At 71.3% G+C, this 25,326-nt stretch carries 21 protein-coding genes; 14 read left to right on the top strand and 7 right to left on the bottom strand.

The annotated features are described in order from the left end of the window. Positions 1–119: 119 nt before the first annotated feature. From ACZ63I_RS26485 to ACZ63I_RS26470, 4 genes are all read right to left on the bottom strand, one after another. On the bottom strand, positions 120–1,061 hold the full coding sequence (locus tag ACZ63I_RS26485; RefSeq protein WP_469341520.1) for an alpha/beta fold hydrolase: 942 nt from the start codon (positions 1,059–1,061) through the stop codon (positions 120–122). Beyond that, positions 1,058–1,552 carry a phage holin family protein gene (locus ACZ63I_RS26480; RefSeq protein ID WP_469341518.1) on the bottom strand — a complete coding sequence of 165 codons (495 nt, stop codon included), beginning with the start codon at positions 1,550–1,552 and terminating at the stop codon, positions 1,058–1,060. Before ACZ63I_RS26480 ends, ACZ63I_RS26485 begins: the two co-directional genes overlap by 4 nt. A gap of 303 nt (positions 1,553–1,855) precedes the next feature. Beyond that, positions 1,856–3,811 (bottom strand): acetate--CoA ligase, encoded by a 1,956-nt coding sequence (gene acs, locus ACZ63I_RS26475; RefSeq protein WP_469341517.1) that lies wholly within the window; start codon positions 3,809–3,811, stop codon positions 1,856–1,858. Positions 3,812–4,097: 286 nt separating this feature from the next. After that, entirely contained in the window at positions 4,098–6,683 is a 2,586-nt protein-coding gene (locus ACZ63I_RS26470) for a SulP family inorganic anion transporter (RefSeq protein WP_469341515.1), read from the bottom strand. Positions 6,684–6,990: 307 nt separating this feature from the next. On the opposite strand from ACZ63I_RS26470, the gene ACZ63I_RS26465 reads away from it, so the two are divergent. Continuing rightward, a complete protein-coding gene (locus tag ACZ63I_RS26465; protein WP_469341514.1) occupies positions 6,991–8,253 on the top strand; it encodes a polysaccharide deacetylase family protein in 1,263 nt (420 codons plus the stop codon). Here the strand turns inward: ACZ63I_RS26465 and ACZ63I_RS26460 are convergent, their stop codons facing one another. After that, complete coding sequence (locus ACZ63I_RS26460) at positions 8,254–9,240, bottom strand: ATP-binding protein (protein ID WP_469341513.1); 987 nt, start codon at positions 9,238–9,240, stop codon at positions 8,254–8,256. A gap of 101 nt (positions 9,241–9,341) precedes the next feature. Here ACZ63I_RS26460 and ACZ63I_RS26455 point away from each other — a divergent pair, with 101 nt between their 5' ends. Next, positions 9,342–10,220: a Fic family protein gene (locus ACZ63I_RS26455; RefSeq protein WP_469341511.1), complete on the top strand. Its 879-nt coding sequence runs from the start codon at positions 9,342–9,344 to the stop codon at positions 10,218–10,220. Between the two features lie 42 nt (positions 10,221–10,262). On the opposite strand, the gene ACZ63I_RS26450 is transcribed toward ACZ63I_RS26455, so the two are convergent. Next, entirely contained in the window at positions 10,263–11,120 is an 858-nt protein-coding gene (locus tag ACZ63I_RS26450) for an HAD family hydrolase (RefSeq protein WP_469341509.1), read from the bottom strand. A gap of 503 nt (positions 11,121–11,623) precedes the next feature. On the opposite strand from ACZ63I_RS26450, the gene ssd reads away from it, so the two are divergent. The 7 genes from ssd to ACZ63I_RS26415 all read left to right on the top strand — a co-directional run bounded on the left by ssd (position 11,624) and on the right by ACZ63I_RS26415 (position 16,670). After that, complete coding sequence (ssd, locus tag ACZ63I_RS26445; protein ID WP_469341508.1) at positions 11,624–12,721, top strand: septum site-determining protein Ssd; 1,098 nt, start codon at positions 11,624–11,626, stop codon at positions 12,719–12,721. Then, positions 12,718–13,902: a TadA family conjugal transfer-associated ATPase gene (locus ACZ63I_RS26440; protein WP_469341507.1), complete on the top strand. Its 1,185-nt coding sequence runs from the start codon at positions 12,718–12,720 to the stop codon at positions 13,900–13,902. Before ssd ends, ACZ63I_RS26440 begins: the two co-directional genes overlap by 4 nt. Beyond that, entirely contained in the window at positions 13,899–14,789 is an 891-nt protein-coding gene (locus tag ACZ63I_RS26435) for a type II secretion system F family protein (RefSeq protein WP_469341505.1), read from the top strand. Before ACZ63I_RS26440 ends, ACZ63I_RS26435 begins: the two co-directional genes overlap by 4 nt. After that, positions 14,786–15,571, top strand: a complete 786-nt coding sequence (locus ACZ63I_RS26430) for a type II secretion system F family protein (RefSeq protein ID WP_469341504.1) — start codon at positions 14,786–14,788, stop codon at positions 15,569–15,571. The genes ACZ63I_RS26435 and ACZ63I_RS26430 overlap by 4 nt, the downstream gene beginning before the upstream one ends. Positions 15,572–15,645: 74 nt before the next feature. Continuing rightward, on the top strand, positions 15,646–15,840 hold the full coding sequence (locus ACZ63I_RS26425; RefSeq protein ID WP_469341502.1) for a DUF4244 domain-containing protein: 195 nt from the start codon (positions 15,646–15,648) through the stop codon (positions 15,838–15,840). Next, complete coding sequence (locus ACZ63I_RS26420) at positions 15,827–16,255, top strand: TadE family type IV pilus minor pilin (RefSeq protein WP_469341500.1); 429 nt, start codon at positions 15,827–15,829, stop codon at positions 16,253–16,255. Before ACZ63I_RS26425 ends, ACZ63I_RS26420 begins: the two co-directional genes overlap by 14 nt. Next, positions 16,245–16,670, top strand: a complete 426-nt coding sequence (locus tag ACZ63I_RS26415) for an Rv3654c family TadE-like protein (protein ID WP_469341499.1) — start codon at positions 16,245–16,247, stop codon at positions 16,668–16,670. The genes ACZ63I_RS26420 and ACZ63I_RS26415 overlap by 11 nt, the downstream gene beginning before the upstream one ends. On the opposite strand, the gene ACZ63I_RS26410 is transcribed toward ACZ63I_RS26415, so the two are convergent. Continuing rightward, positions 16,570–19,101 carry a DEAD/DEAH box helicase gene (locus tag ACZ63I_RS26410; RefSeq protein WP_469341498.1) on the bottom strand — a complete coding sequence of 844 codons (2,532 nt, stop codon included), beginning with the start codon at positions 19,099–19,101 and terminating at the stop codon, positions 16,570–16,572. The two genes, ACZ63I_RS26415 and ACZ63I_RS26410, sit on opposite strands and share 101 nt — an antisense overlap. Before the next feature lie 79 nt (positions 19,102–19,180). Between ACZ63I_RS26410 and ACZ63I_RS26405 the strand changes: the two genes are divergently transcribed. The 5 genes from ACZ63I_RS26405 (at position 19,181) to ACZ63I_RS26385 (ending at position 25,258) form a co-directional block, all read left to right on the top strand. Then, complete coding sequence (locus ACZ63I_RS26405) at positions 19,181–19,534, top strand: STAS domain-containing protein (protein ID WP_003967428.1); 354 nt, start codon at positions 19,181–19,183, stop codon at positions 19,532–19,534. A 118-nt stretch (positions 19,535–19,652) separates the two neighbouring features. Then, positions 19,653–20,108, top strand: a complete 456-nt coding sequence (locus ACZ63I_RS26400) for an ATP-binding protein (protein ID WP_469341497.1) — start codon at positions 19,653–19,655, stop codon at positions 20,106–20,108. A 196-nt stretch (positions 20,109–20,304) separates the two neighbouring features. Further along, a complete protein-coding gene (locus ACZ63I_RS26395; RefSeq protein ID WP_469341496.1) occupies positions 20,305–22,731 on the top strand; it encodes a sodium-translocating pyrophosphatase in 2,427 nt (808 codons plus the stop codon). Positions 22,732–22,942: 211 nt separating this feature from the next. Beyond that, positions 22,943–23,524 carry a small secreted protein gene (locus tag ACZ63I_RS26390; RefSeq protein ID WP_469341494.1) on the top strand — a complete coding sequence of 194 codons (582 nt, stop codon included), beginning with the start codon at positions 22,943–22,945 and terminating at the stop codon, positions 23,522–23,524. A gap of 111 nt (positions 23,525–23,635) precedes the next feature. Then, positions 23,636–25,258 carry a DUF7059 domain-containing protein gene (locus ACZ63I_RS26385; protein ID WP_469341657.1) on the top strand — a complete coding sequence of 541 codons (1,623 nt, stop codon included), beginning with the start codon at positions 23,636–23,638 and terminating at the stop codon, positions 25,256–25,258. Positions 25,259–25,326: the final 68 nt, after the last annotated feature.

Below are 25,326 nucleotides of genomic sequence, written 5' to 3'. Positions count from 1 at the left end.
TGGTCGGTAATCGCGCGGACCGCGGCCAATTGGCCTATGCGCGCGGCAATTGGCTGTTCGTAGGACGGGTGTTCGCGCGGGCGGTCGCGGAGATGGGCGACGGCCCTCGGCGGGGGCGGTCAACGGTCGGGTTCGGGGTCCTTGAGCCAGTTGATCAGCTCCGTCGAGAACGCCACCGGGTCCTCTTCCTGCGGGAAGTGCCCGAGCCCCTCGAAGAGGCGCCAGCGGTACGGCGCCTCGACGTACTCCGCCGATCCCGCCGTGCTGCGCGTGCGTACCGCCGGGTCGAGCGCCCCGTGCAGTTGGAGCGTCGGCACCCGCACCGGCCGCTTCATCCGCCGGTTGAACTGGATGCCGTCAGGACGCGCCAGCGATCTGACCATCCAGCGGTACGGCTCGATCGAGCAGTGCGCGGTCGACGGGATCGTCATCGCCCGCCGGTAGACCTCGATCGCCTTGTCGTCGGGCATTCCGGGACCCGTCCAGTCCCGGATCAGCTCACCGACCAGCGCCGCGTTGTCCGCGACGAGCTGACGCTCCGGCAGCCACGGCCGCTGGAAGCCCCAGATGTACGAGCCGGCGCGGCTCTGCGACACGTCGGAGAGCATCGAGCTGCGCCAGCGGCGCGGGTGCGGCATCGAGGACACGACGAGGCGGCGCACCAGCTTGGGCCGCATCACCGCGGCCGTCCAGGCGAGATAGCCGCCCAGGTCATGGCCGACGAGCGCGGCGTCGGGCTCGCCCAGCGAGCGGATCACGCCGGTGATGTCGAGCGCCAGGTTCGCCGGGTCGTACCCCCGGGGCGTACGGTCGCTGCCGCCGACACCCCGGAGGTCCATGGCCACGGCGCGGAAACCGGCGTCCGCGAGCGCGGGGAGCTGATGGCGCCAGGTCCACCAGAACTGCGGGAAGCCGTGCAGCAGCAGCACCAGCGGTCCGTCGCCCATCTCGGCGATGTGGAAGCGGGCACCGTTGGCCGCCACGTCGCGATGGGTCCAGGGGCCGTCGAGGCGTACCGCGGAGGCAACCGTCGCACCAGAGCCTGTAACAGGGGCGGTCATGCAGACGAGCGTGCCACAGTCTTGCCGCTCTCCAGCGCCTCTCGGGCGTGCGGCTTCGCGTTCTGCAGAACGGCGGCCGTCTCCTTGGCTGAGGTGATGGTCTTCTCGGGGGGCTTGATCTTCTTGAACTTCCGCATGGCGAGCAGGCCGAGCACCCCGGCCAGCAGCAGGAACGCGCCGCCCACGATCAGGAACGACCAGGCCAGGCCCAGGCCCAGGTTGTGGATCCCGTACGCGGCGGCGAAGCTCAGCACGGGCAGCGAGAACAGGGCCAGCACCGCCGCGATACCGCCCGCGGCCCCGCCCATCACGCCGCGCTTGACGTCCTGGCGCAGCTCGGCCTTGGCGAGGGCGATCTCGTCGTGCATCAGTTCGGACATCTCGGCGGTCGCGCCGGCGACCAGTTGACCGAGGCTACGGTCGGCACTGACGGCTGGGACGGCGGTGCCGGTCAATACCGCATCGGCAACGTGCTTGCCGGGGTCGCTCATCGGTGACTCCCTTTTCTGGTACTTCTCGTCTTTCGATCCGTTGTCAGATCATGCCGGACTGCGGCCGTCACCGCGCGCTGCCCCTGCGTGTCAGGCCGAGCCGTGCTGCTCCGGTACCCCGAAATGCCCGGCTCATGGATGGGCATGCGACGCGTGCGCGAAGGGGCGCCCGGCAGCACGGTGTGCCGGGCGCCCCTGTCGCAGCTCGTTGCTTGCAGCTTTCTGCGTGCGGCTCTTCGCTTGTGCTCTTGCTCGCAGCTCTTCGCTTGCGGCTCTTCGTTTGCAGCTCTCGCTACGGCTCGCTCAGTCCTCGCTGGTGGCGCCCGGGAGCTGGCTCTGGATCAGCTCCATGACGGACGAGTCGGTGAGCGTGGTGACGTCGCCCAGCGCGCGGTTCTCCGCGACGTCCCGCAGGAGCCGGCGCATGATCTTGCCGGAGCGGGTCTTGGGCAGCTCCTGGACCGGCAGGATCCGCTTGGGCTTGGCGATCGGGCCGAGAACCGTACCCACGTGGTTGCGCAGCTCGGCGACGAGCCCGTCGTCCACGGACGCTGTGCCGCGCAGGATGACGAACGCGACGATGGCCTGTCCCGTCGTCTCGTCGTTGGCGCCGACCACGGCCGCCTCGGCGATCTTCGGGTGCGAGACGAGCGCGGACTCGACCTCGGTGGTGGAGATGTTGTGACCCGAGATCAGCATGACGTCGTCCACCCGGCCGAGCAGCCAGATGTCGCCGTCGTCGTCCTTCTTGGCGCCGTCGCCCGCGAAGTACTTGCCTTCGAACCGCGACCAGTACGTGTCGAGGAACCGCTGGTCGTCGCCCCAGATCGTGCGGAGCATCGACGGCCACGGCTCGGTCAGTACGAGATAGCCGCCACCGCCGTCCGGCACCTCGTTCGCCTCGTCGTCCACGACCGTGGCGGAGATGCCCGGCAGCGCGCGCTGCGCCGAGCCGGGCTTGGTGTGCGTGACGCCGGGCAGCGGGGAGATCATCATGGCGCCGGTCTCGGTCTGCCACCACGTGTCCACGATGGGCGCCTTGCCGCCGCCGATGTTCTGCCGGTACCAGATCCAGGCCTCGGGGTTGATCGGCTCGCCGACCGAGCCGAGGACCCGCAGGGACGTCAGGTCGAACTTGGCGGGGATGTCGTCGCCCCACTTCATGAACGTACGGATCGCGGTGGGCGCCGCGTAGAGGATCGTGACGCCGTACTTCTGGACGATCTCCCAGAACCGGCCCTGGTGCGGGGTGTCGGGCGTGCCCTCGTACATGACCTGGGTCGCGCCGTTGGCCAGGGGCCCGTACACGATGTACGAGTGCCCGGTCACCCAGCCGACGTCGGCCGTGCACCAGTAGACGTCGGTCTCCGGCTTGAGGTCGAAGACCGCGTGGTGGGTGTAGGCGGCCTGGGTGAGATAGCCGCCCGAGGTGTGCAGGATGCCCTTGGGCTTACCCGTCGTGCCCGACGTGTAGAGGATGAACAGCGGGTGTTCGGCGTCGACCGGCTCCGGGGTGTGCTCGGCGGACTGGCGGGCGACGATGTCGTGCCACCAGACGTCCCGGCTGTCGTCGAAGGCGGTGTCCTGGCCCGTACGCCGGACGACCAGCACGTGCTCGACCTGCGGACAGCGCGCCACCGCGTCGTCGATCGCGGGCTTGAGCGAGGTCGGCTTGCCCCGGCGGTAGCCGCCGTCGGCGGTGATGACCAGTTTGGCGTCGGCGTCCTGGATACGGGAGGCGACGGCGTCGGCGGAGAAGCCGCCGAAGACCACGGAGTGCGGGGCGCCGATCCGGGCGCAGGCCAGCATGGAGATGACGGCCTCGGGGATCATCGGCAGATAGACGGCGACGCGGTCGCCCTTGCGCACCCCCAGCTCGACGAGCGCGTTGGCGGCCCGGGACACCTCGTCCTTGAGCTCGGCGTAGGTGATGGTGCGGCTGTCGCCCGGCTCGCCCTCGAAGTTGATGGCGATCCGGTCGCCGTGGCCCGCCTCCACATGGCGGTCGACGCAGTTGTACGCGACATTGAGCTGACCGTCGGCGAACCACTTGGCGAACGGGGGGTTCGACCAGTCGAGCGTCTCGGTGGGCTCGGTGGCCCAGGTGAGCCGCCTCGCCTGCTCGGCCCAGAAGCCGAGCCTGTCCGCCGCTGCCTGCTCGTAGGCCGCCGCTGTCACATTCGCGTGCGCGGCGAGCTCGGCGGGCGGCGCGAACCGTCGCTCTTCTTTGAGCAGGTTGGCCAGGCTTTCATTGCTCACAGCAGCTCCCTTTCCCAGGGCGTCCTTTTGTATCCCGATTGTCCCTGGTCTAGCTCATCAGGCGGATGCCCGGGTGACAAGGGCCTGAAGGCGAATTGGTTTAGACCTATGAGATGACCGGCTGAAACCTATCGCGCTCGGGCGACCAGGACGAGGGCGGCCTCCTCCGGAGTCGGACCGGATGCGACCGGAGTCGGAGTCGGACTCCGAGACCGAGACCGAGAGCGAGTCCGAGTCCGAGGAGGGAAGAGGCCACCCATACTCACGGCGGGAACGGGGGAGCGGTTCAGGCGTTCACCTCGGCCCGTACGGTCGGGGCGACCCGGTTGAACACCTCCTCGCCGCCGACGGGCCCGCTGCCCGAGCCGTCCCCCGCGGTGTTGCCGTCCGCCAGCAGGTACGCCTGCGCCTCGCCGACGTGGAAGTACATTCCGTGCAGCTCCAGCTTGCCCTCGGCGAGGCGCCGGGCGACCGCCTCATGGGCCCGCAGATGGTCCAACTGCTGGACCACGTTGGTGAGACAGAGCTGCTCGACCGCGTCGGCAGGGAGCCGGCCGGAGATCCTGGCCCAGGAGTGGTGCCGGCTGCGCATCCGCTCCAGGCTGGGCATCCCGTGGCGCAGCCAGCGCCGCAACGGGGACGGGGGCGGGGAGTTGAGCCCTCCGTCGGTCTCGTCCGCGCCTTCGTCGGGGCTCTGCAGCAGGGCCTGCATCGCACCGCAGCCGGAATGCCCGCAGACGGTGATGGACTCGACGTGCAGTACGTCGATGGCGTACTCGATGGCGGCGGCCACCGAGTCGTCCCCGCCCTCGGTGCCGGGCAGGGGCACCAGATTGCCGACGTTGCGCACGGTGAAGAGATCCCCGGGACCGCTGGAGGTGATCATGCTGGTCACGAGCCGTGAGTCGGCGCAGGTGAGGAAGAGCTGCGAGGGCCGCTGGCCCTCGCGCGCCAGCCGCGCCAGCTCGTCCCGTACCAGCGGGGCGGTGTTGCGCTGGAAGGAGCTGAGCCCCTCGGCCAGCCGGAGACTGCTCCCGGTCGCCCGTAGCAGCGGGGCCATGACGATGGGCGCCGCGGGCTCGGCGTCCGGGTCCGGCGGCACGGTGGTGGGCCGTCCGGCGGTCGGCTGCCCTGCCATCGACAGGCCCGGCGCGGACAGGCCCGGCGCGGACAGGCCCGGCGCGGGCTGGTCGGCGGCCAACTGCTCGCCGCAGTGGTGGTTGCGCCACGGCGTCCAGGGACGGCAGCAGGCGTGCGCGGCGCCCGAGGCGGGCTCGGCGATCCGGCCGCCGGCCGGGCCGGTGAACTCGGCCTTGCCGCCATGGGCGATGTGCGAGGTCTGCCAGTCGTGCAGGGCCTCGTACGCCGCGTGGTCCATGAAGAAGCCGTCCAACTCGACGACGCAGTCGGCGTGCTGCGGCACCTGATGCAGGACCCGGCTGAGCCTGGGCACCGCGAGGAACGTCAACTGGCCCCGGGCACGCACCCGGTGGACACCGTCCCGCTCCTCGACCGAGACGCGCGTCCTGGCCAGCCGGCGCAGCGCCACGGCCACCGCGACCGCGCCGCCGACCAGCACCCCTTGCAGGACGCCGAACAGGATCACGGAGGCCACCGTCGCCACGTACACCAGGAACTCGCGGTGCTTGTGGACGTTGCGGATATGGGCGTACGACACCATCTGGATGCCGACCATCATCACCAGCGCGGCGAGGGCGGCGAGCGGGATCCACTCCAGCACCGAGACGAGCAGTCCGGCGGCGACCAGCACCCATACCCCGTGCAGCACGGTGGAGGCGCGGCTGGTCGCACCCGCCCGTACGTTCGCGGAGCTGCGCACCGCGCCGCCGGAGACGGCGAGCCCGCCGAGGATGCCGCTGAGCGCGTTGGTGATGCCCTGGGCGCGCAGCTCGCGGTCGAGGTCGGCGCGCGGCGTACGCGGCGTTCCCGCGCCCGTGCTCGTGCCCGGGGAGCCCGTACCGGGCGAGCCCTGCTCCTCGACGGAACCGCGCCGCTCGGCCGCCAGCTTGTCGACGGCGACGGCCGAGAGCAGCGATTCGAGGCTGGCCACGAGGGTCATCGTGAGGACGGCGGTGATCAGTCCGAGGACCGGACCCCGGGGCACTTCCGGCAGCACATGGGCGCTCCAGGACGGCAGGTCGACGCGGGCGATGTCGGGGGCGGCGACGGCGGCGACCGCGGTGGCGACGACGACGCAGGCGAGCGCGGCGGGCACCCGGCGCAGGACCTGTCCGACCCGGCCGGGGATCCGTGGCCAGCCGATCAGTACGACGAGGGCGAGCGCGCCGATGAGCGGTTCGGCGAATCCGACGCGGGTCAACTGCTCGGGCAGTGCGAGGACGTTGTCGAGGGCGGAGCTCTGCGGGGAGCCGCCGAGCACGACATGGAGCTGGGCGAGTGCGATGGCGACGCCGATGCCGGCGAGGGTGCCGTGAACGATGGCGGGACTGACGGCCAGCGCGGAGCGTGCGGCCTTCAGCGACCCCAGCGCGATCTGGAGAAGGCCGGCGCCGATGGTGATCGCGCAGGTCGTACGCCAGCCGTACTGATGGATCATCCCGGCGGTGACGACGGTAAGACCCGCCGAAGGACCGCTCACCAGGAGCGGTGAACCGCCGAGCAGCCCGGCGACGATGCCGCCGAGCCCCGCGGACAGCAGTGCGGCCCCCAGGGGAGCGCCCATGGCGACGGCGAGGCCGAGGGACATCGGGATGGCGAGCAAGAACACGGTGATGGACGCGGACACATCGGCGCCCGCGATACGGAATCGGCGGCGGCCTCCGGGGCCGTCACCCGACCCGGGCGGTGTCGGTGGCGTGTGGGACGTACGAGTGGGGACGCAGGCAGACATGTTCCCGTCTCCTCCGGGGCGGCGCGGTCGCGGAAAGTTGGGTCGCGGCCGTGAGTCACGGCGTGCAGCGGCGGGATGCGCAATTTCTACTCTCGGTAAATGGATCGTAATGGAGAGTAAAGACTTTGGCATGACTTTCGAGGCAAATGGGGCAATCATTCACCCGGAATGGTGATTAGTCATTTTGTACGGCTTGTCGTTTCTTTGCCTCTTCCACCCCGGTGCGATGTTGACGGCGCTCGGCGCCGTGCCGGCAAACCGCCGCTCGGCACTTCGGTAGGTAAATCTGAAGGAAGAGGGTGGGCGGATGCTGGCCGCCAGAAAAGGAATCGCTTTCGGCGCCGCTGTGATGGCGCTTTCCGTGGGTCTCGCCGGCTGTTCCGGGCTCGGTGCCCCGGAGGCCGGAAAGCCGGCGGGACAGGACACGGAGAAGGGTGCCCCCGGCGCGAAGAAGGCCCCCGTAGCGCCCAAGCGCCCCGTACAGCTCATCGGTGACGGCTCGACCGCCTTCACCGGCGTCCAGCCGAATCTGCCCCGCGCGCAGCGGCTGAAGCCGGGCCAGAGGCCCCCGCAGTTCGTCGTGTTCTCGTGGGACGGCGCGGGCGAGGACAACCAGAAACTCTTCTCCCACTTCCGCAAGGTGGGCAAGGAGTACGGCGCGAACATGACGTACTTCCTGAGCGGTGTCTATCTGCTGCCCAAGGACAAGGCGCTGCAGTACGACCCGCCGCACCATGCGCGGGGCAGCTCCGACATCGGCTTCAACGACACCGAAGGCATCACGAACACGCTGCGGGAGGTGCGCGGCGCCTGGCAGGACGGCAACGAGATCGGCACCCACTTCAACGGCCACTTCTGCGGCCCCAACGGCGGGGTCGGCACCTGGACCGTCGAGGAGTGGAAGAGCGAGATCAGCCAGGCCAAGTCCTTCGTGAAGAGCTGGAAGACCAATTCGGCCCTGCCGGGCGAGGCCCCGCTGCCCTTCGACTACGACAAGGAACTCGTCGGCGGTCGCGCGCCCTGTCTCGAAGGGCAGCGGAACCTGCTGCCCGCTGCGCGTGACATGGGCTTCCGATACGACTCCAGCGGCACCGGAACGCAGGTCTGGCCCAGCAAGCTCGACGGCCTCTGGAACATGCCGCTCCAGGCGGTCCCGGTGCCGGGGCGCGCCTTCGAGACCCTGTCGATGGACTACAACTTCATGTTCAACCAGTCCAAGACGGTCAACGGCGACCCCGCCAAGCACGCCTACTGGGGCAACCAGATGCGCGACGGCCTGATCAAGGCCTTCGACCGGGCGTACCTGGGCAACCGCGCCCCGCTGATCATCGGCAACCACTTCGAGTCCTGGAACGGCGGCACGTACATGCGCGCCGTCGAGGAGACGATCAGGACGGTCTGCGGCCAGAAGGACGTGCGGTGCGTGTCCTTCCGGCAGTTGGCCGACTGGCTGGACGCGCAGGACCCGGCGACGCTGGACAAGCTCCAGGCCCTCGCCGTCGGGCACGCCCCCAAGGCCGGCTGGGAGTCGTATCTGGCAGCGGCGGCCCCGGCCTCGCACACCGGCTGATCAGCCGAACTGAGCCGTGGCCGGTGTCTCGCCGAGGACGAACGAGGGGTCGACCTGGGCCGCCAGGTCGATCCCCGTCTTCGCGTTGCCCCAGCTCTCCGCGTTCCGCAGATGGAAATGGACCATCTGGCGGGTGTAGCGCTCCCAGTCGCGCTGCTCATGGCTGTCCTCGGCCGCGTCCTGGAGGACCTGCAGCGCGAGCCGGTTGTCCGCCTCCAGCAGCTCGAAACGGGCCGGGCGCCCTTTCTCCATGGTCCTGACCCAGTCGGAGTGGCCGACGGCGACCAGCAGGTCGTCGCCGACCTCGGTCCGCAGGAAGTCCAGGTCGTCCTGGCCCTGCACCTTGTTGCCCACGACCTTCAGCGCGATGCCGAAGTCCCGTGCGTACTCCTTGTACTGGCGGTAGACGGAGATGCCCTTCAGGGTCGGCTCGGCCACCAGGAACGTCATGTCGAACCGGGTGAACATGCCGGAGGCGAACGAGTCGGAACCCGCCGTCATGTCGACCACGACATATTCGTCGGGGCCGTCCACCAGGTGGTTGAGGCACAGCTCGACCGCCCCGACCTTGGAGTGGTAGCAGGCCACCCCGAGATCCGACTCGGTGAAGGGCCCCGTGGCCATCAGCCGGATCTCGCCGTCGTCGAGCTGGACGGGCCGGGCACAGGCCGCGTACACCGGGTTGTCCTCGTCGACCCGGAGCAGCCGCGATCCCTCGCCCGGCGGGGTCGTCTTGATCATTGCTTCGGCCGAGGCGATCCGAGGATTGCTGCCGCGCAGATAGTCCTTGATCAGGGGGAGATGCGCGCCCATGGCGGGCAGCTCGGCGACGGCCGCCTCGTCCAGGCCGAGCGCGGCCCCGAGATGCTGGTTGATGTCGGCGTCCACCGCTAGTACGGGAGCCTCGTTGGCGGTCAGATGACGGATGAAGAGCGAGGACAGCGTCGTCTTGCCGCTGCCGCCCTTCCCCACGAAAGCGATCTTCATGTTCACGTAGGGTAGTCGCAACGTCGCTGGACGTGGTCGACTTCCGTGAAGAAGACCACTCCAACGTGGCGCTGCGGCGCCGGGGCGTAGCCTCGCTACCTATGAGTACGACAGCCTCAGACGCCTCCTCCGCCCCTCGGCGGGAGGATCCCCTGGCCGCGCTGGCCTCCCTGTCGGGCGTGCCCGGCGCGGTGGATTCGGTCCGCAAGGCCGTCGACCGCGTCTACGGACACCGCGTGATGCGACGCCGCAGCAACGAGGTGACCTCGGAGGCGGCGCTGCGTGCGGCGCGTGGCTCGGCCGCGCTGTCCGGCGCCGACTGGGCGCTAGAAGAGGTGCGCAGGCGCACGGACTTCGGGGCGGAGGCGCAGGCCCGTACGGTCGGTGCCGCGCTGCGGCTGACCGCCGAGTCCGGCCAGCTCCTGTCCATCTGGCGGCAGTCCCCGGTGCGGGTGCTGGCCAGACTCCACCTCGTCGCCGCGGGCAAGGCCGGCGTCGACGACGGGACGGTCGGCCGGCCGAGGCTCGCGGGCGAGCCCGTCGTCGAGGCTCCGGGAACCGACATCAACGGGCCGCTGACGGAGGCGCCGCTGCCCGGTGCAGCCGAGGTGGCGGGCCGGCTGGACGGGCTCGCCCGGCTCGTGATCGCCGGAAGCGAGGCGCCGGCGCTGGTGACGGCGGCGATCGTGCACGGCGAGCTGCTGGCGCTGCGCCCCTTCGGGTCGTACAACGGCCTGGTGGCGCGGGCGGCCGAGCGGATCGTGCTGATCGGCAGCGGGCTGGACCCCAAATCCATCTGCCCGGCGGAGGCCGGCCATGCCGAGCTGGGGCGCGCGGCCTACGCGGCGGCGTTCGAGGCGTATCTGTCGGCCACCCCGGACGGCATGGCCGCGTGGATCGCGCACTGCGGGCGCGCGGTCGAGCTGGGGGTCAGGGAGTCGACGGCCGTCTGCGAGGCACTGCAACGCGGGGCGGCTTGAGGTGGGAGCGTGTGGCGGCGCCCGGACGGCGCCGCCACACGCTCAGGCGGTGAAGACCCGGGGCGAATGGCGCCGCCGGCTCGCGTACCAGACGAGTCCGGCGGTGGCCGCAGCGGCGCCCACCGCGGCGACCGCGACGAGTGCCGGACGGGGCGGCATGGAGAAGCCGGGCAGCCGCTGCTTCAGCCGCACCGGACGGTTGAAGACAAGGACGGGCCAGTCGCGGGTGGTCGCCTCACGCCGCAGCGCACGGTCGGGGTTGACCGCGAACGGATGCCCGACCGATTCGAGCATGGGTACGTCGGTGATGGAGTCGCTGTACGCGTAGCAGCGCGCCAGGTCGTACCCCTCGGACGCGGCGAGGGCCCTGACCGCCTCGGCCTTCGTCGGCCCGTACGCGTAGTACTCCACCTCCCCGGTGAAGCAGCCGTCCGCGCCGACGGCCATGCGCGTCGCCACGACCCGGTCGGCGCCGAGGAGTTCGCCGATGGGCTCGACGACCTCCGCGCCCGAGGTGGAGATGATCACGACGTCACGGCCCGCCGTGTGGTGCTCTTCGATGAGGGAGGCGGCCTCGTCGTAGATGATCGGGTCGATCAGGTCGTGCAGGGTCTCGGCGACGATCTCTTTCACCTGCTGGACGTTCCAGCCTTTGCACAGCGCCGACAGGTACTGGCGCATGCGTTCCATCTGATCGTGATCGGCGCCTCCGGCGAGGAAGACGAACTGCGCGTAAGCCGTCCGCAGTACGGCGCGGCGGTTGATCAGACCGCCTTGGTAGAACGACTTGCTGAAGGTCAAGGTCGATGACTTCGCAATGACCGTCTTGTCCAGGTCGAAGAAGGCTGCTGTACGCGGCAAGGAGTGGTTTTCCACGAGCCGAGCATAGGCGCCCACCATTCGGCGTAAGGTCTGGCGTGTGGGTTTGCTTGAGAAGCCTCTCGGGTACACCATGGAAGTCACGGATCGTTCGCGACCGTGTCTAACCCGGTCCGACTCCTCCCCCCCCGAGTCGGCCGTGGGGACGACCCCCGCTCTCCCCCCCGGCGGGGGTCGTCGCATGTCCGGACCCATTTCCTGCTCCTGGATCTGGCCGTCCCCCCTTTCCTTGTCGCCGCGCTGCCGGTGTCTCTGTCCAGTTCTACCCGTCACGCTCCGTGATGGGTGTGCTGCGCTGTGGAAGTCACCGGTATGAGCTAGCGGGATATTCACATTCGGCGAGTTGTCCACAGTTTTCCAGCAAGATCCACACGATTTCCCGTGGCCCGGCACGGTGATTGCGGCCGCGAAAGTGCGCGGTTAGCCGGAATCACCGATACCGGATCTGTCCGGGACCGCTTGCAGAAGCACGCGCGGATCCCGGTTCGACGGAGAAAAAGGGGGCGGAGAGCGTGGCTGGATCCATGACATCCGATCGGTCCCAGGTCGCGGAAGGACGCAGGGCCGGTCCGCTGATCGTCACCGAGGACGTGGCGCTTCTCGACGATCTGCTGCGGCTGTGCGCCGCGGCCGGCGCCGAGCCGCAGGTGCACCACTCGGTCCCGGAGCGGAAGGGCAGTTGGGAGGAAGCGCCGATGGTCCTCGTCGGGGACGACGCCGCGGCGCGGTGCCGGGGAGCCACCCGCAGGCGGGGGGTGATGCTCGTCGGCCGCGACCAGGACGATCCGGACGTGTGGCGGCGCGCCGTGGAGATCGGGGCCGACTGCGTGCTGCGGCTGCCCGACGCGGAGAGCTGGCTCGTCGACCGGATCGCGGACGCCGCCGAGGGCGTGGGCAGACAGGCGCTGACCGTCGGGGTGATCGGCGGCCGGGGCGGTGCCGGTGCCTCCACGCTCGCGTGCGCGCTCGCCGTCACCGCTGCCCGCTCCGGGCGGCGCACCATGCTTGTCGACGGGGATCCGCTCGGCGGCGGGCTCGACGTGCTGCTCGGCGGGGAGCAGGCCGAAGGCAGACGGTGGCCGGACTTCGCGGGGTCCAAGGGGCGCGTGGCCGGCGGCGCGCTGGAGGAGTCGCTGCCCCGGCTGCACGATCTGCGCGTGCTCAGTTGGGACAGGGGCGACAGCGTCGTGATCCGTCCCGAGGCCATGCGGTCGGTGCTCGCCGCCGCGCGCCGGGGCGGCGGCGTCGTGGTGGTCGACCTGCCGCGCCGGGTGGACGAGGCGGTGGCGGAGGCGCTGGCCCAGCTCGATGTGGGGCTGTTGGTGGTCCCCGGTGAACTGCGCGCTGTCGCCGCGGCCGGCCGGGTGGCCTCGATGGTCGGCATGGTCCTCCAGGACCTGCGCGCCGTGGTCCGAGGGCCGTACGCCACCGGTCTCGACGAGCGGTGGATCGCTGACGCGCTCCGGCTGCCGCTCGCGGGCGAACTGCCTCTGGAACCCGGCCTGTCGCAGGCCCAGGACAACGGCTCCCCGCCGGGATCGCGGGCGCGCGGACCCCTGGCCGTTTTCTGTACGGCCTTCTGGGAGCGGGCACTTGCCGGGGACGGGAGCGTGACGTCATGACGGTCGAGCGCTTCACTGCCGGGCGCACCCCGGCCGACGGCGGGCTGCTGGACGCCGTACGGCAGCGGCTCGCGGAGAGCGGGGCCGACCCGACACCGGCGAGGGTGGCGGCGGCGCTGCGCGCCCAGGGGCGGCTGCTCGGGGACGCGGAAGTGCTGGGCGTGGCGGAGGAGTTGCGCTGCGAGCTGGTCGGTACGGGCCCGCTGGAGCCGCTGCTCGCCGATCCCTCGGTCACGGATGTGCTGGTCTGCGCGCCCGACCGGGTGTGGGTGGACCGGGGCGGCGGTCTCGAACTGACAGCGGTGACGTTCGCCGACACCGCCGCCGTACGGAGGCTGGCGCAGCGGCTGGCGGCCGTGGCGGGGCGCCGGCTGGACGATGCCAGGCCCTGGGTCGACGCCCGGCTGCCGGACGGCACCCGGATGCACGCGGTGCTGCCGCCCGTCGCCGTCGGCTCGACGTATCTGTCGCTGCGGGTGGTGCGGCCCAAGGCGTTCTCCGTGGCCGAACTCGCCGCGGCGGGGACGGTCCCGCCGGGCGGCGAGCGGGTGCTGCGGGCGCTGATCAGAGCCAGGCTGTCGTTCCTGATCAGCGGCGGTACGGGCTCCGGCAAGACCACGCTTCTGTCGACGCTGCTCGGTCTGGTGGGCGAGCGGGAGCGGATCGTACTCGCCGAGGATTCGGCGGAGTTGCGGCCCGACCATCCGCATGTGGTGCGGCTGGAGTCGCGGCCGGCGAATCAGGAGGGCGCCGGTGAGGTGACCTTGCGGGATCTCGTCAGGCAGGCGCTGCGGATGCGGCCCGACCGGCTGGTCGTCGGCGAGGTGCGGGGCGGTGAAGTGACGGAATTGCTGGCCGCCTTGAACACGGGCCACGGGGGCGGTTGCGGCACTGTCCATGCGAACACGGCGGCGGACGTACCGGCTCGTCTTGAGGCGCTCGGGACCGCGGCCGGGCTCGACCGGGCCGCGCTGCACAGCCAGTTGGCGGCGGCGTTGTCCGTGGTCGTCCATCTCGTACGGGACAGGACCGGGCGACGGCGGATCGCCGAGGTGCATGTCCTGGAGCGGGACGCCGCGGGGCTCGTCGTGCCGGTTCCCGCGCTGCGCTGGAGCGTCCAAGGGTTCGTGTACGAGCGCGGCTGGCCACGGCTCTCGACATTGCTTGGGGGTGCGCTGTGACGGCGGTTTCCCTGTCGGCTTCCGCGTATGCCGCGGCGCTGTGCGCGGGTGCGGCGACCTGGCTCGTCGCCGGGCCGAGCCGGGCGCTGCGCAGGGCGAAGCTGCTGCTGGCGGACGTGGCTGCGGCGGGCGGTGCGGCGGCGGGCGGGCCGCGGGCGCCGTCGTGGGAGCGGTGGTCGGGACAACTGCGGCTGCGGGCCCGGCGGATCGGAGGGGAGTGGCTGTGTCTGCCGGTGGGGCTCGTCCTGGCCGTGCTGGGCGCGTCGGTACTGCCGGTGGTCGCCTGTGCGGGCGCGGTGCCGTTGGTACGGCGCCGGCTGCGGGCCAGGGAGCTGCGGGCCGCGCGGGAGCGCCGTGCTGACGGCGTCGTGGCGCTGTGCGGCGCGGCTGCGGGCGAGTTGAGGGCGGGTCAGCAGCCCGCACAGGCGCTGCTGGCGGCTGCGGCGTCCACCGGTGGCCTGGGTGGCGCGGAGGCCGCCGTACTGGCCGCTGTGCGCTTCGGCGGCGACGTACCGGACGCGCTGCGGCGTGCGGCGGCCGAGCCCGGGGCCGAGGGGCTGCTGGGGCTGGCAGCGTGCTGGCGGGTGGCCGTGGACGGCGGGGCCGGGCTCGCCGCGGGATTCGACCGGCTGGAAGGCGCGCTGCGCGCCGAGTGCGCGCAGCGGGACGGACTGCGCGCCGAGGTGGCCGGCGCCTGGTCGACGGTCGCCGTGCTGGCGCTGCTGCCGGCGGTGGGCCTGGCGATGGGCTGGGCGCTGGGCGCCGATCCGCTGCGGGTCCTGCTGCACACCCCGGGCGGTCTGGTGTGCCTGGCCGTCGGCGTCGCGCTGGAGGGCGTCGGGCTGTGGTGGGCGTCGTGCGTCGTGCGGGCGGGAGAGGCGTCATGACCGGGTCGCTCGTCCACAGCCTGTGGGTGGCGGTGTCCGCGTTGGCGGCGCTCGGTTCGCTGGCCTCCGCCATAGCTGCCGGGCGCAGGGCGCGGAAGGTGCGCGGACGCGGCGCCGAGCTGCTGGCCGTGGTGCCGGCAGGACGAGCGCGGGTGCGGGTCCGTGCGGCTGCGGTTGCGGCGGGGTGGGTCCGGCGCTGGGGGCCACCGCTCGCCGCGCTCGCCACCGGCTGGGTGCTGTTCGGTGGCATGGCGGGCTGCGCGGCGGGCCTCGCGGGCGCGTACGGGGTGCGGCGCTGGCTGCGCACCAGGAAACGGGACGACGGCCGCCTGGACGAGCGGACGATACGTCAACTTCCGCTGGCAGCCGACCTGCTGGCCGCCTGTGTCGCGGCCGGCGCCGGACCGAGGGAGGCGGCCGAGGCGGTGGGGGAGTCACTCGGCGGACCGGTCGGCGACCGGCTGGCCAGGGCGGCGGCCGAGGTCCGGCTCGGCGGTGAACCGGCCGAGGCGTGGGGGAGGTTCGGCGAGATACCGGGCGCCGCAGGTCTCGCCCGCTGTCTGGAGCGGGCAGGGGCCAGCGGAGCGCCGGCCGCCGAACAGGTGTCGCGGCTGGCGGACGGCCTGCGGGCGGAGCGGGCGCGCCGGGCGACTGCCCGCGCCCATCGGGCACAGGTGCTGATCACCGCGCCGGTCGGGCTGTGCTTTTTGCCCGCCTTTCTGGCGGTCGGTGTGGCGCCCGTGGTCATCGGTCTGGCGAGCGGACTGCTCGGCGGCGGCTGACCGACAGCGGATCAACGGCAGACCAATGCGTGAAACAAAGCAAATAAAAACGGGAGGCCGAAATGTGGACGCGTATGCGAAAGGGATGGCTGCGCCGGATTCGGCGGGGCACGGAATCGGGTGACGCGGGAATGACCACGTCGGAATACGCGATGGGCACGATCGCCGCGTGTGCCTTTGCCGCGGTGCTGTACAAAGTGGTCACGAGTGGAGCTGTGTCACAGGCGCTCCAGTCGGTGATCGGCAAGGCCCTCAATGTCCAGGTCTGATGCGGCGGTACGGGTCGCGGATCGGGACGACCGCGGATATGTCACGGCCGAAGCGGCTGTGGCGGTGCCGGCGCTGGTGGTGTTCGCCATGGCGCTCGTCTGGGCGCTGACAGCGGCGGCGGCACAGATCCAGTGCGTGGACGCCGCGCGGGCGGGGGCGCGGGCCGTCGCCAGGTCCGAGCCGCGGGAAGCGGCGCTGAACGCTGCCCGGTCGGCCGCCCCCGAGGGCGCCGAGATCACCCTCGGCCGGTCCGGTGATCTGTGGCGGGTGCGGGTGGCGGCTCCGACGCCGGGCCCGGGGGCGCTGGCGCTCACCCTGACGGCCGAGGCCGCTGCGTCGGCGGAGGACGCGGTGGACGCCGCAGGGCCGGCTCCAGGGGCCCCTCCAGCGGAAGGGGCGCGCCATGAGCCGTGACGGGGATGGCCGGCGCGGCGCCGACCGGGGCGCGGCGACGGTCTGGGTGGCGATGGCGGCGGCCACGATATGCGCCGTGTTCGCCGTGGTGCTCGCGCTGGGCCAGGCGGTCGCTGCCCGCCATCGCGCGGGGGCCGCGGCCGATCTGGCGGCCCTCGCCGCCGCCGACCGCGCCCTGTCGGGCCCGGTGGAGGCCTGTCGCAGGGCGGTCGAGGTGGCGGCGGCGCAGCGGGCGGAGGTCACGAGCTGCGTGGTGAGCGGGGAGATCGCGGACGTGACGGCCAGCGCCCGCGTCGGGCCGTACGCCCCCGCTGTCAGGTCGCGGGCGGGCCCACCGGCTGTGTCGCCGCCTCCGGCGACGTCGAGGGCCTGGGAAAGCCCTCGACCGCCGCCAGAGCGTCAGGGGCGCCCCTGAGCAGCTCCGTCAGCAGGCGTACGGCACCTCGCTTGTGCAGGGGATCGTTGCCGTTGCCGCACTTGGGTGACTGGATGCACGAGGGGCAACCCGCGTCGCACTCGCAGGAAGCGATGGCCTCGCGGGTGGCGGTGAGCCATTCGCCGGCCGTCTGGAAGGCGCGCTCGGCGAAGCCGGCACCGCCCGGCTGGCCGTCGTACACGAAGACCGTCGGCAGCAGGGTGTCCGGGTGCAGCGGCACGGACACGCCGCCGATGTCCCAGCGGTCGCAGGTGGCGAAGAGCGGCAGCATCCCGATGGAGGCGTGTTCGGCGGCGTGCAGGGCGCCGCCCAACTGCTCGGGGTTGACGCGGGCCGCGTCCAGTTGGTCCTCGGTGACGGTCCACCAGACGGCGCGGGTGCGCAGGGTGCGCGGCGGCAGATCGAGCTTGGTCTCGCCGAGCACTTCCCCGGTGATGAGTCTGCGGCGCAGAAAGGAGACGACCTGGTTGGTGACCTCGACGGACCCGTAGCAGAGGCGTCCGTCACCCCACGGAATCTCGGTGTCCGTTTCGAGCACGGAAATGGCGGTGGTGTCCCGGGCAGTCGTCGAGTACGGCGGGTCGGCCTCCTCGACGAGCGCGACCGAGTCGGCCAGATCCAGCCGTTTCACCAGATACGAACGGCCCTGGTGTAGGTGGACGGCGCCGTCGTGGACGGCCGTGTGGGACGCGGCCTCGTCGACCGTGCCCAGCAGCCGGCCCGTCGCCGCCTCGACGATCTGGACCGGGCTGCCGCCCTCCCCGCGGATGTCGGCCAGGTCGGCGGCTCGCTCCCTGCGGGTCCAGTACCAGCCCGCCGCGCGCTTGCGCAGCAGTCCGGCGGTGACGAGCTGGGGGAGCAGGTCCGGTGTCGCGGGGCCGAACAGCGCGAGGTCGTCCTCCGTGAGCGGCAGCTCGGCCGCCGCCGCGCACAGGTGGGGGGCGAGGACGTACGGGTTGTCCGGGTCCAGGACGGTCGACTCGACGGGCTGCTGGAACAGCGCCTCGGGGTGGTGGACGAGGTAGGTGTCCAGCGGGTCGTCGCGGGCGACCAGGATGGCCAGCGCGCCCTGCCCGGCGCGCCCCGCCCGGCCCGCCTGCTGCCACAGGGAGGCGCGGGTGCCCGGATAGCCCGCGATGAGGACGGCGTCCAGGCCGGAGACGTCGATACCCAGCTCCAGGGCGGTGGTGGCGGCCAGGCCGAGCAGTTCGCCGGAGTGCAGGGCCCGCTCCAGGGCGCGGCGCTCCTCGGGGAGGTAGCCGCCCCGGTAGGCGGCCACCCGGCGCGACAGCGAGCGGTCCACCGCCGCCAGCCGCTCCTGGGCGATGAGGGCGATCAGTTCGGCGGCGCGCCGGGAGCGTACGAAGGCGACCGAACGGACGCCCTGCACGGTCAGGTCGGTGAGCAGGTCGGCGGTCTCGGCCGTGGCCGTGCGGCGTACGGGCGCGCCCTTCTCGCCGTGCAGTTCGGTGAGCGGGGGCTCCCAGAGGGCGAAGACGAGTTCGCCGCGGGGTGACGCGTCGTCGGCGACCTCGGTGACGGGCAGTCCGGTGAGTCGGCCGGCCGCCAGGGCGGGCTCGGCGGCGGTGGCCGATGCCAGCAGGAAGACCGGGTCGGCGCCGTAGCGGGCGCAGACGCGCCGCAGCCGGCGCAGTACTTGCGCCACGTGCGAGCCGAACACGCCCCGGTAGGTGTGGCACTCGTCGACGACGACATAGCGCAGGGAGCGCAGGAAGGAGGCCCAGCGGGGGTGGGACGGGAGTATCCCCCGGTGCAGCATGTCGGGGTTGGTCAGGACGTAGTTCGCGTACTGCCTGACCCATTCGCGCTCTTCCACCGGCGTGTCGCCGTCGTACACGGCCGGCCGTACGGCGTTGCCGAGCGGCGCGGCCAGATCCTTGACGGAGCGTCGCTGGTCGGCCGCGAGCGCCTTCGTCGGCGCCAGGTAGAGCGCGGTCGTACCCCGGCCGTTCGGTGCCTCCGAGCCGTCAAGGAGGGTGCTGAGCACGGGCGCGAGGTAGGCGAGCGACTTGCCCGAGGCGGTGCCGGTGGCGATGACGACGGATTCGCCGTCCAGGGCGTGCTCGGCGGCCGCGGCCTGATGGGCCCACGGATGTTCGATTCCGGCCTGCTGGATGGCGTTGATCACTTCCGCGCGGATGCGATCAGGCCAGACGGCATGACGCCCCGCACGTGGGGGCAGGTGCTCCGTATGGGTGATGCGCGCAGCCCGGCCCGCCCCCGCGGTGAGCCGGTCGAGGACCATACTCGGGGAGGGGCGGTTGTCCCCGCTCGCGGGGAGTCGACTGGGGCGGTGATTCCTGGCCATCGGCATCGAGTGTGTCACTGGCATGACGGACAATGGCCCCAAGGCGTCGTGCGTGGCCGCTGGTAAGTGATTGAATGCCATCGCGGCTGGCGATACGTCCCCTGGCTCCGTCGGGGAGACCCGAGGGGCGACCGCTCGATAGCAAGGTGCTGGAGGATCCGTGGACCTGTCCCTGTCGACTCGCAATGTGTCCGGCCCTGGTGGCGACCGTACGGTCGTCGAGGTCGGTGGCGAGATTGATGTGTATACCGCGCCAAAGCTGCGCGAGCAGTTGGTCGAGTTGGTGAACGACGGCAGCTACCACCTGGTGGTCGACATGGAAGGCGTGGACTTCCTGGACTCGACCGGGCTCGGCGTGCTCGTGGGTGGCCTGAAGCGTGTGCGTGCCCATGAGGGCTCGCTGCGCCTGGTCTGCAACCAGGAGCGCATTCTCAAGATCTTCCGGATCACGGGTCTCACCAAGGTGTTCCCGATCCACACCACGGTCGACGAGGCCGTTGCCGCCACCGACTGAGGTCGGTGCCGGCTTCCGGTCCGGAGGATGACGGCAGGAGACCCGGGCGTTCCGCCCGGGTGCCTGCCGCCTTTGAGAGTGGTTGAGAGTGCACGCTCGTACGTTCGAGGGGGATCGCATGGCCACCGTTGAACTCCGCTTCAGCGCCCAGCCCGAGCATGTCAGGACGGCCCGTCTGGTGGCGGCCGCCGTGGCGCGCAGGGCCGGGGTCGACGAAGCTGTGTTGGACGAGGTCAGACTCGCGGTCGGTGAAGCATGCAGCCGGGCCGTCGGGCTGCATCGCAGCCATGGCATCACGGCCCCGGTGCGCGTCGTCCTGACCGAGGAGGAGAAGACCTTCTCCATCGAGGTCGGTGACGAGGTGCCGGGATCCGGCAGCGGAGCGTCCGGCGTGCCCGGCGCCCGTAACGGAGTGCCGTCGGGCGATCTCTTCGAGACCGACGCCGAGGGCGAGGACGAGATGGGGCTCGCGGTCATCAGCGGGCTCGTCGACGATGTCGAGGTCACCTCGGGCGACGACGGCGGCGTGATCAGAATGAGCTGGCCGACCACACCGGCCATTCCGCTCCCCTGATTGATCCAATTCTTGGAAAGGCCCTGCCTGAGCAGGGCCTTTCTTGCTTTTGTAGATCGTCGAACACGTTTATCCCATTACCCTTTTCCCGACTGTTTTCGGCCGCAAGGTCAATTTAAATGTAAGCACTCTGTTTTGATCGTCTCCGGCTCCCTACAATCCGTCCATCTTGAGCGCTGAGCGTCAAGGAGGACGAATGGCGGGGCACTTCCAACCACAACTGTCCGACCACCCCACATCTCTCGCCGCCGCGGTACTCACCGACGGCAACCGGCTGATCGTGATCGTCGTCGCCGTCGTCGCACTGGCGGCGCTGTTCCTGGCCTCGCTGCTGGTGCGGCAGGTACTGGCGGCCGACGAGGGCACCGAAGCCATGAAGAAGATTGCGGCCGCCGTACAGGAAGGCGCGAATGCCTATCTGGCACGGCAGTTGCGCACTCTCGGCATCTTCGCCGTCGTGGTGTTCTTCCTGTTGTTGCTGCTGCCGGCCGACGACTGGTCACAACGCGCGGGCCGTTCGCTGTTCTTCCTGGTGGGTGCGGGATTCTCGGCGGCCACCGGATATATGGGCATGCGGCTTGCCGTACGCAGCAATGTACGGGTGGCGGCTGCCGCCCGTGAGGCGACTCCGGGAGAAGGCGAGCCGGAAAAGGATCTGACGGCCGTCTCGCACAAGGCCATGAAGATCGCATTCCGTACCGGCGGTGTGGTCGGCATGTTCACGGTGGGCCTCGGCCTGCTCGGCGCCTCCTGCGTGGTGCTCGTCTACGCGGCCGACGCGCCCAAGGTCCTGGAGGGGTTCGGCCTCGGCGCCGCGCTGATCGCGATGTTCATGCGGGTCGGCGGCGGCATCTTCACCAAGGCGGCCGACGTCGGCGCCGACCTCGTCGGCAAGGTCGAACAGGGCATTCCGGAGGACGACCCGCGCAACGCGGCGACCATCGCCGACAACGTGGGCGACAACGTCGGGGACTGCGCCGGCATGGCGGCCGACCTCTTCGAGTCGTACGCCGTGACCCTCGTCGCCGCCCTCATCCTCGGCAAGGCGGCCTTCGGCGACTTCGGTCTCGCCTTCCCGCTGATCGTCCCCGCGATCGGGGTGATCACCGCCATGGTCGGCATCTTCGCCGTCGCACCGCGCCCCTCCGACCGCAGCGGAATGAGCGCCATCAACCGCGGCTTCTTCATCTCGGCCGTCATCTCGCTCGTCCTGGTGGCCGTCGCGGTCTTCGTCTATCTGCCGTCCTCCTACGCGGACCTGGACGGCGTCAGCGCGAAGGAGATCCTCGGCCACGGCGGCGACCCGCGGATCCTCGCCCTCGTCGCCGTCGCCATCGGGATCGTGCTCGCCGCGCTGATCCAGCAGCTCACCGGCTACTTCACCGAGACCACCCGGCGCCCCGTCAGGGACATCGGCAAGTCCTCGCTGACCGGCGCGGCGACCGTCGTACTCGCCGGCATCGCCATCGGCCTGGAGTCCGCCGTCTACACGGCCCTGCTGATCGGCCTCGCGGTGTACGGGGCGTTCCTGCTCGGCGGTACGTCGATCATGCTCGCGCTGTTCGCCGTGGCCCTCGCCGGCACCGGACTGCTCACCACCGTCGGCGTCATCATCGCCATGGACACCTTCGGTCCCGTCGCCGACAACGCCCAGGGCATCGCCGAGATGTCCGGCGACGTGCAGGGCGCGGGCGCGCAGGTGCTCACCGACCTCGACGCGGTCGGCAACACCACCAAGGCCATCACCAAGGGCATCGCCATCGCCACCGCCGTACTCGCTGCGGCGGCGCTCTTCGGGTCGTACCGGGACGCCATCGCCACCGCCGTCTCCGACGTGGGGGCCAGGGCGGGTGAGATGACTCTCAGTATGGACATCTCCCAGCCCAACAACCTGGTGGGGCTGATCCTCGGCGCCGCTGTCGTCTTCCTCTTCTCCGGACTCGCCATCAACGCCGTCTCGCGGTCGGCCGGTTCGGTCGTCTACGAGGTGCGGCGGCAGTTCCGCGAGCACCCCGGGATCATGGACTACACCGAACAGCCCGAGTACGGACGCGTCGTCGACATCTGTACCAAGGACGCGCTGCGCGAACTGACCACCCCGGGGCTGCTCGCCGTCCTCACCCCGATCGCCGTCGGCTTCTCGCTCGGCATCGGGGCGCTCGGCTCGTTCCTCGCGGGGGCGATCGGCACCGGCACGCTGATGGCCGTCTTCCTCGCCAACTCCGGCGGCGCCTGGGACAACGCCAAGAAGCTGGTCGAGGACGGCAACTACGGTGGCAAGGGCAGCGACGCCCACGCCGCGACCGTCATCGGCGACACGGTCGGCGACCCGTTCAAGGACACGGCGGGCCCCGCCATCAACCCGCTGCTCAAGGTGATGAACCTGGTGGCGCTGCTCATCGCCCCGGCTGTCGTGCAGTTCAGTTACGGGGACGACGCGAACGCCTGGATCAGGGCGCTGATCGCGGTGATCGCCATCGTCGTGATCGTCGCCGCGGTGTACGTGTCCAAGCGGCGCTCGGTGACGGTGGACGACGCGGGCGACGGTACGGGCGGCAGCACGACCGCAGGCCCGGCGGGCGCGGCCACGGCAGCGCAGGACTCGGCGGTGACCACGACGTAACGGCTGGTCAGAGGAGCCAAAGAGCGGGCGGAACTGGCGAATTGACGCCAGATTCGCCCGCTCTGGGCGTGCGGCGGCGCAGATGGCGTGAGTTGTCTCTCCTCTGGTGCAAATGGTGCCAATGGCCTATCGATCGGACGTTCGGTGCGCGAAGGCCGGCCGCCCGGCGTGTATGTTCCGGGGCCGAGAGCCTTGGAAGGGAACCAATCCGGTGAACAAGAAGCTCGTATCCGCGCTGTCCGGCGGTGCGGTACTGCTCATGTCGCTGTCCGGTTGCAGCGACGACAGCGACAGCAAGGTGAACGACTGGGCCAAGCAGGTCTGCGACCAGGTCCAGCCGCAGCGGAAGAAGATCGAGGCCGCCGACGCGTCCATCCAGCAGGCGACGTCGGGCAACATCAAGCCGGCCGAGGTGCAGAAGACCGACTCGGCGGCCTTCGGGGCCAAGGCCGAGGCCTTCAAGGCGCAGGCCGCGGCGCTGCAGAAGGCGGGCCCGCCGCCCGGGGGCGACGACCAGAAGAAGACCCAGCAGGCGGCGGTCGCCGAACTCAACGCCACGTCGGGGGCGTACACCGCGCTCCAGAAGCAGGTCGACGCGCTCGACACCAAGGACCAGGCGAAGTTCGCCGACGGTCTCAAGGATGTCGGTGAGCAGTTGCAGAAGGTCAGCCAGGGCAGCGACCAGGCGCTGCGCAAGCTGCAGTCGGGCGATGTGGGCAAGGCCATGGCCAAGCAGCCGAGCTGCCAGCTCCAGACCCCGTCGGCCCAGGCGTCACCCTCGCCGTCTGCCTGACCCGGCCCGGCCGGGGGCGGGCGCAGGCGCGATGTCAGTGGCAGCGGTCACAATGGCCAGGTGAGCACGAACAGCCTTCCCACGCCCGACGGCCCTTCCACGCCTGACAGCCTGCCCGCGTCCGACGGCCTCCCGGCCGCCGCCGGGCTGCCGGCGCCCGACCACGCGGCCCGGCTCCGCGCGGCCCTGCTCGCCGCGGGGTTCACCGTCGACGGCCTGCTCGACGTGCTGGGCGCCGCCGCGTACGCGGCGCTGGCGCGCAGCGAGACCGTGCCCGCGCTGCGCGCCACCCGCGGCGATTCGCCGCTGGAGACGCTCGTGCGGCTCTTCCTGCTCCAGTTGCCGGTGCCGGCCGCGCGGGCGGAAGCGGCGCTCCCGCTGGCCGAGGCGCTCGCCGACGGCTGGGTCGTACGGGACGACGCGGCGGACGGTTCCGGGGCCGGGGACGGGCCCGGGGCGAGGCAGATCCGCGCCACGGTGGACGTGCGGCCGTACGGCGGTCCCGAGGGCCAGGACTGGTTCATCGTTTCCGACCTCGGCCTGTCGGTCGGCGGTGCGGGCGGCGCGAGCGGCCATGACGAAGGGGTCGTGCTCGGCGTCGGCGGCGCCTCCACGACGCTCGCCGGGCTCACCGTACGGACCCCCGTCGGCTCGGCGCTCGACCTCGGCGCCGGATCCGGGATCCAGGCGCTGCATGCCGCCCAGCACGCCACCCGGGTCACCGCCACCGATCTGAACCCCAGGGCGCTCGCCTTCACCCGGCTCACGCTGGCGCTGTCCGGGGCGCCTGCCGCCGAGCTGCGCGCGGGCTCGCTCTTCGAACCGGTCGCGGGGAAGACGTACGACCTGATCGTCTCCAACCCGCCCTTCGTCATCTCGCCCGGCGCCCGGCTCACCTACCGCGACGGCGGGATGGGCGGGGACGACCTGTGCCGCACGCTCGTCCAGCAGGCGGGGGAGCGGCTCAACGACGGCGGCTTCGCGCAGTTCCTCGCCAATTGGCAGCATGTGGAGGGCGAGGAGTGGCAGGACCGGCTGCGCTCCTGGGTGCCGCGCGGCTGCGACGCCTGGATCGTGCAGCGCGAGGTGCAGGACCCCACGCAGTACGCGGAGCTGTGGCTGCGGGACAGCGGCGACCACCGCACGGACCCCGCCGAGTACGCGGCACGGTACGAGGCCTGGCTGGACGAGTTCGAGGCGCGCAGGACGACGGGGATCGGCTTCGGCTGGATCACCCTGCGGAAGTCGGGCGCCGCCCGGCCCTCGGTCGTCGTCGAGGAATGGCCGCATTCGGTGGAGCAGCCGCTCGGCGAGACCGTACGGGCGCATTTCGAGCGGCAGGACTATCTGCGCACCCATGACGACGCGGCGCTGCTCACCGGCCACTTCCTGCTGGCGCCCGAGGTCGTCCAGGAGCAGGTCGGGCTGCCGGGCGCCGAGGACCCGGAGCATGTGGTGCTCCGTCAGCACCGCGGCATGCGGCGGGCGACCGAGGTCGACACGGTCGGCGCCGGCTTCGCCGGGGTCTGCGACGGGACGCTGAGCGCCGGCCGGATCCTGGACGCCATCGCACAGCTCGTCGGGGAGGATCCGGTGCTGCTCCGCGACCGCACGCCGCAGTCGATCCGGCTGCTGGTCGAGGAGGGCTTCCTGACGCCGACCGCCCCGCCCGCCCCGGGCGGACCGGGCGGACCGGACGGACCGGACGGACCCGCTGCGGAAGCGGCCGGGTGAAGCCGTGCGCGGCGTTCACCCGCAGTTCGCGTCCCTGACGTCACGAGGTGCCAGCCTCAGCCTTCTGC

The organism is Streptomyces sp. NPDC087906 (genome assembly GCF_055584925.1).
Note: the sequence above shows the minus strand (reverse complement) of the source record. Positions and strands in the feature narration are given on the sequence as shown.

Coding starts and splice junctions, on each gene's coding strand:
- ACZ63I_RS26485 (WP_469341520.1), bottom strand. CDS start 1,061: ATGACCGCCCCTGTTACAGGCTCTGGTGCGACGGTTGCCTCCGCGGTA.
- ACZ63I_RS26480 (WP_469341518.1), bottom strand. CDS start 1,552: ATGAGCGACCCCGGCAAGCACGTTGCCGATGCGGTATTGACCGGCACC.
- ACZ63I_RS26470 (WP_469341515.1), bottom strand. CDS start 6,683: ATGTCTGCCTGCGTCCCCACTCGTACGTCCCACACGCCACCGACACCG.
- ACZ63I_RS26465 (WP_469341514.1), top strand. CDS start 6,991: ATGCTGGCCGCCAGAAAAGGAATCGCTTTCGGCGCCGCTGTGATGGCG.
- ACZ63I_RS26460 (WP_469341513.1), bottom strand. CDS start 9,240: ATGAAGATCGCTTTCGTGGGGAAGGGCGGCAGCGGCAAGACGACGCTG.
- ACZ63I_RS26455 (WP_469341511.1), top strand. CDS start 9,342: ATGAGTACGACAGCCTCAGACGCCTCCTCCGCCCCTCGGCGGGAGGAT.
- ACZ63I_RS26450 (WP_469341509.1), bottom strand. CDS start 11,120: ATGGTGGGCGCCTATGCTCGGCTCGTGGAAAACCACTCCTTGCCGCGT.
- ssd (WP_469341508.1), top strand. CDS start 11,624: ATGACATCCGATCGGTCCCAGGTCGCGGAAGGACGCAGGGCCGGTCCG.
- ACZ63I_RS26440 (WP_469341507.1), top strand. CDS start 12,718: ATGACGGTCGAGCGCTTCACTGCCGGGCGCACCCCGGCCGACGGCGGG.
- ACZ63I_RS26430 (WP_469341504.1), top strand. CDS start 14,786: ATGACCGGGTCGCTCGTCCACAGCCTGTGGGTGGCGGTGTCCGCGTTG.
- ACZ63I_RS26425 (WP_469341502.1), top strand. CDS start 15,646: ATGCGAAAGGGATGGCTGCGCCGGATTCGGCGGGGCACGGAATCGGGT.
- ACZ63I_RS26420 (WP_469341500.1), top strand. CDS start 15,827: ATGTCCAGGTCTGATGCGGCGGTACGGGTCGCGGATCGGGACGACCGC.
- ACZ63I_RS26415 (WP_469341499.1), top strand. CDS start 16,245: ATGAGCCGTGACGGGGATGGCCGGCGCGGCGCCGACCGGGGCGCGGCG.
- ACZ63I_RS26410 (WP_469341498.1), bottom strand. CDS start 19,101: ATGGCATTCAATCACTTACCAGCGGCCACGCACGACGCCTTGGGGCCA.
- ACZ63I_RS26400 (WP_469341497.1), top strand. CDS start 19,653: ATGGCCACCGTTGAACTCCGCTTCAGCGCCCAGCCCGAGCATGTCAGG.
- ACZ63I_RS26395 (WP_469341496.1), top strand. CDS start 20,305: ATGGCGGGGCACTTCCAACCACAACTGTCCGACCACCCCACATCTCTC.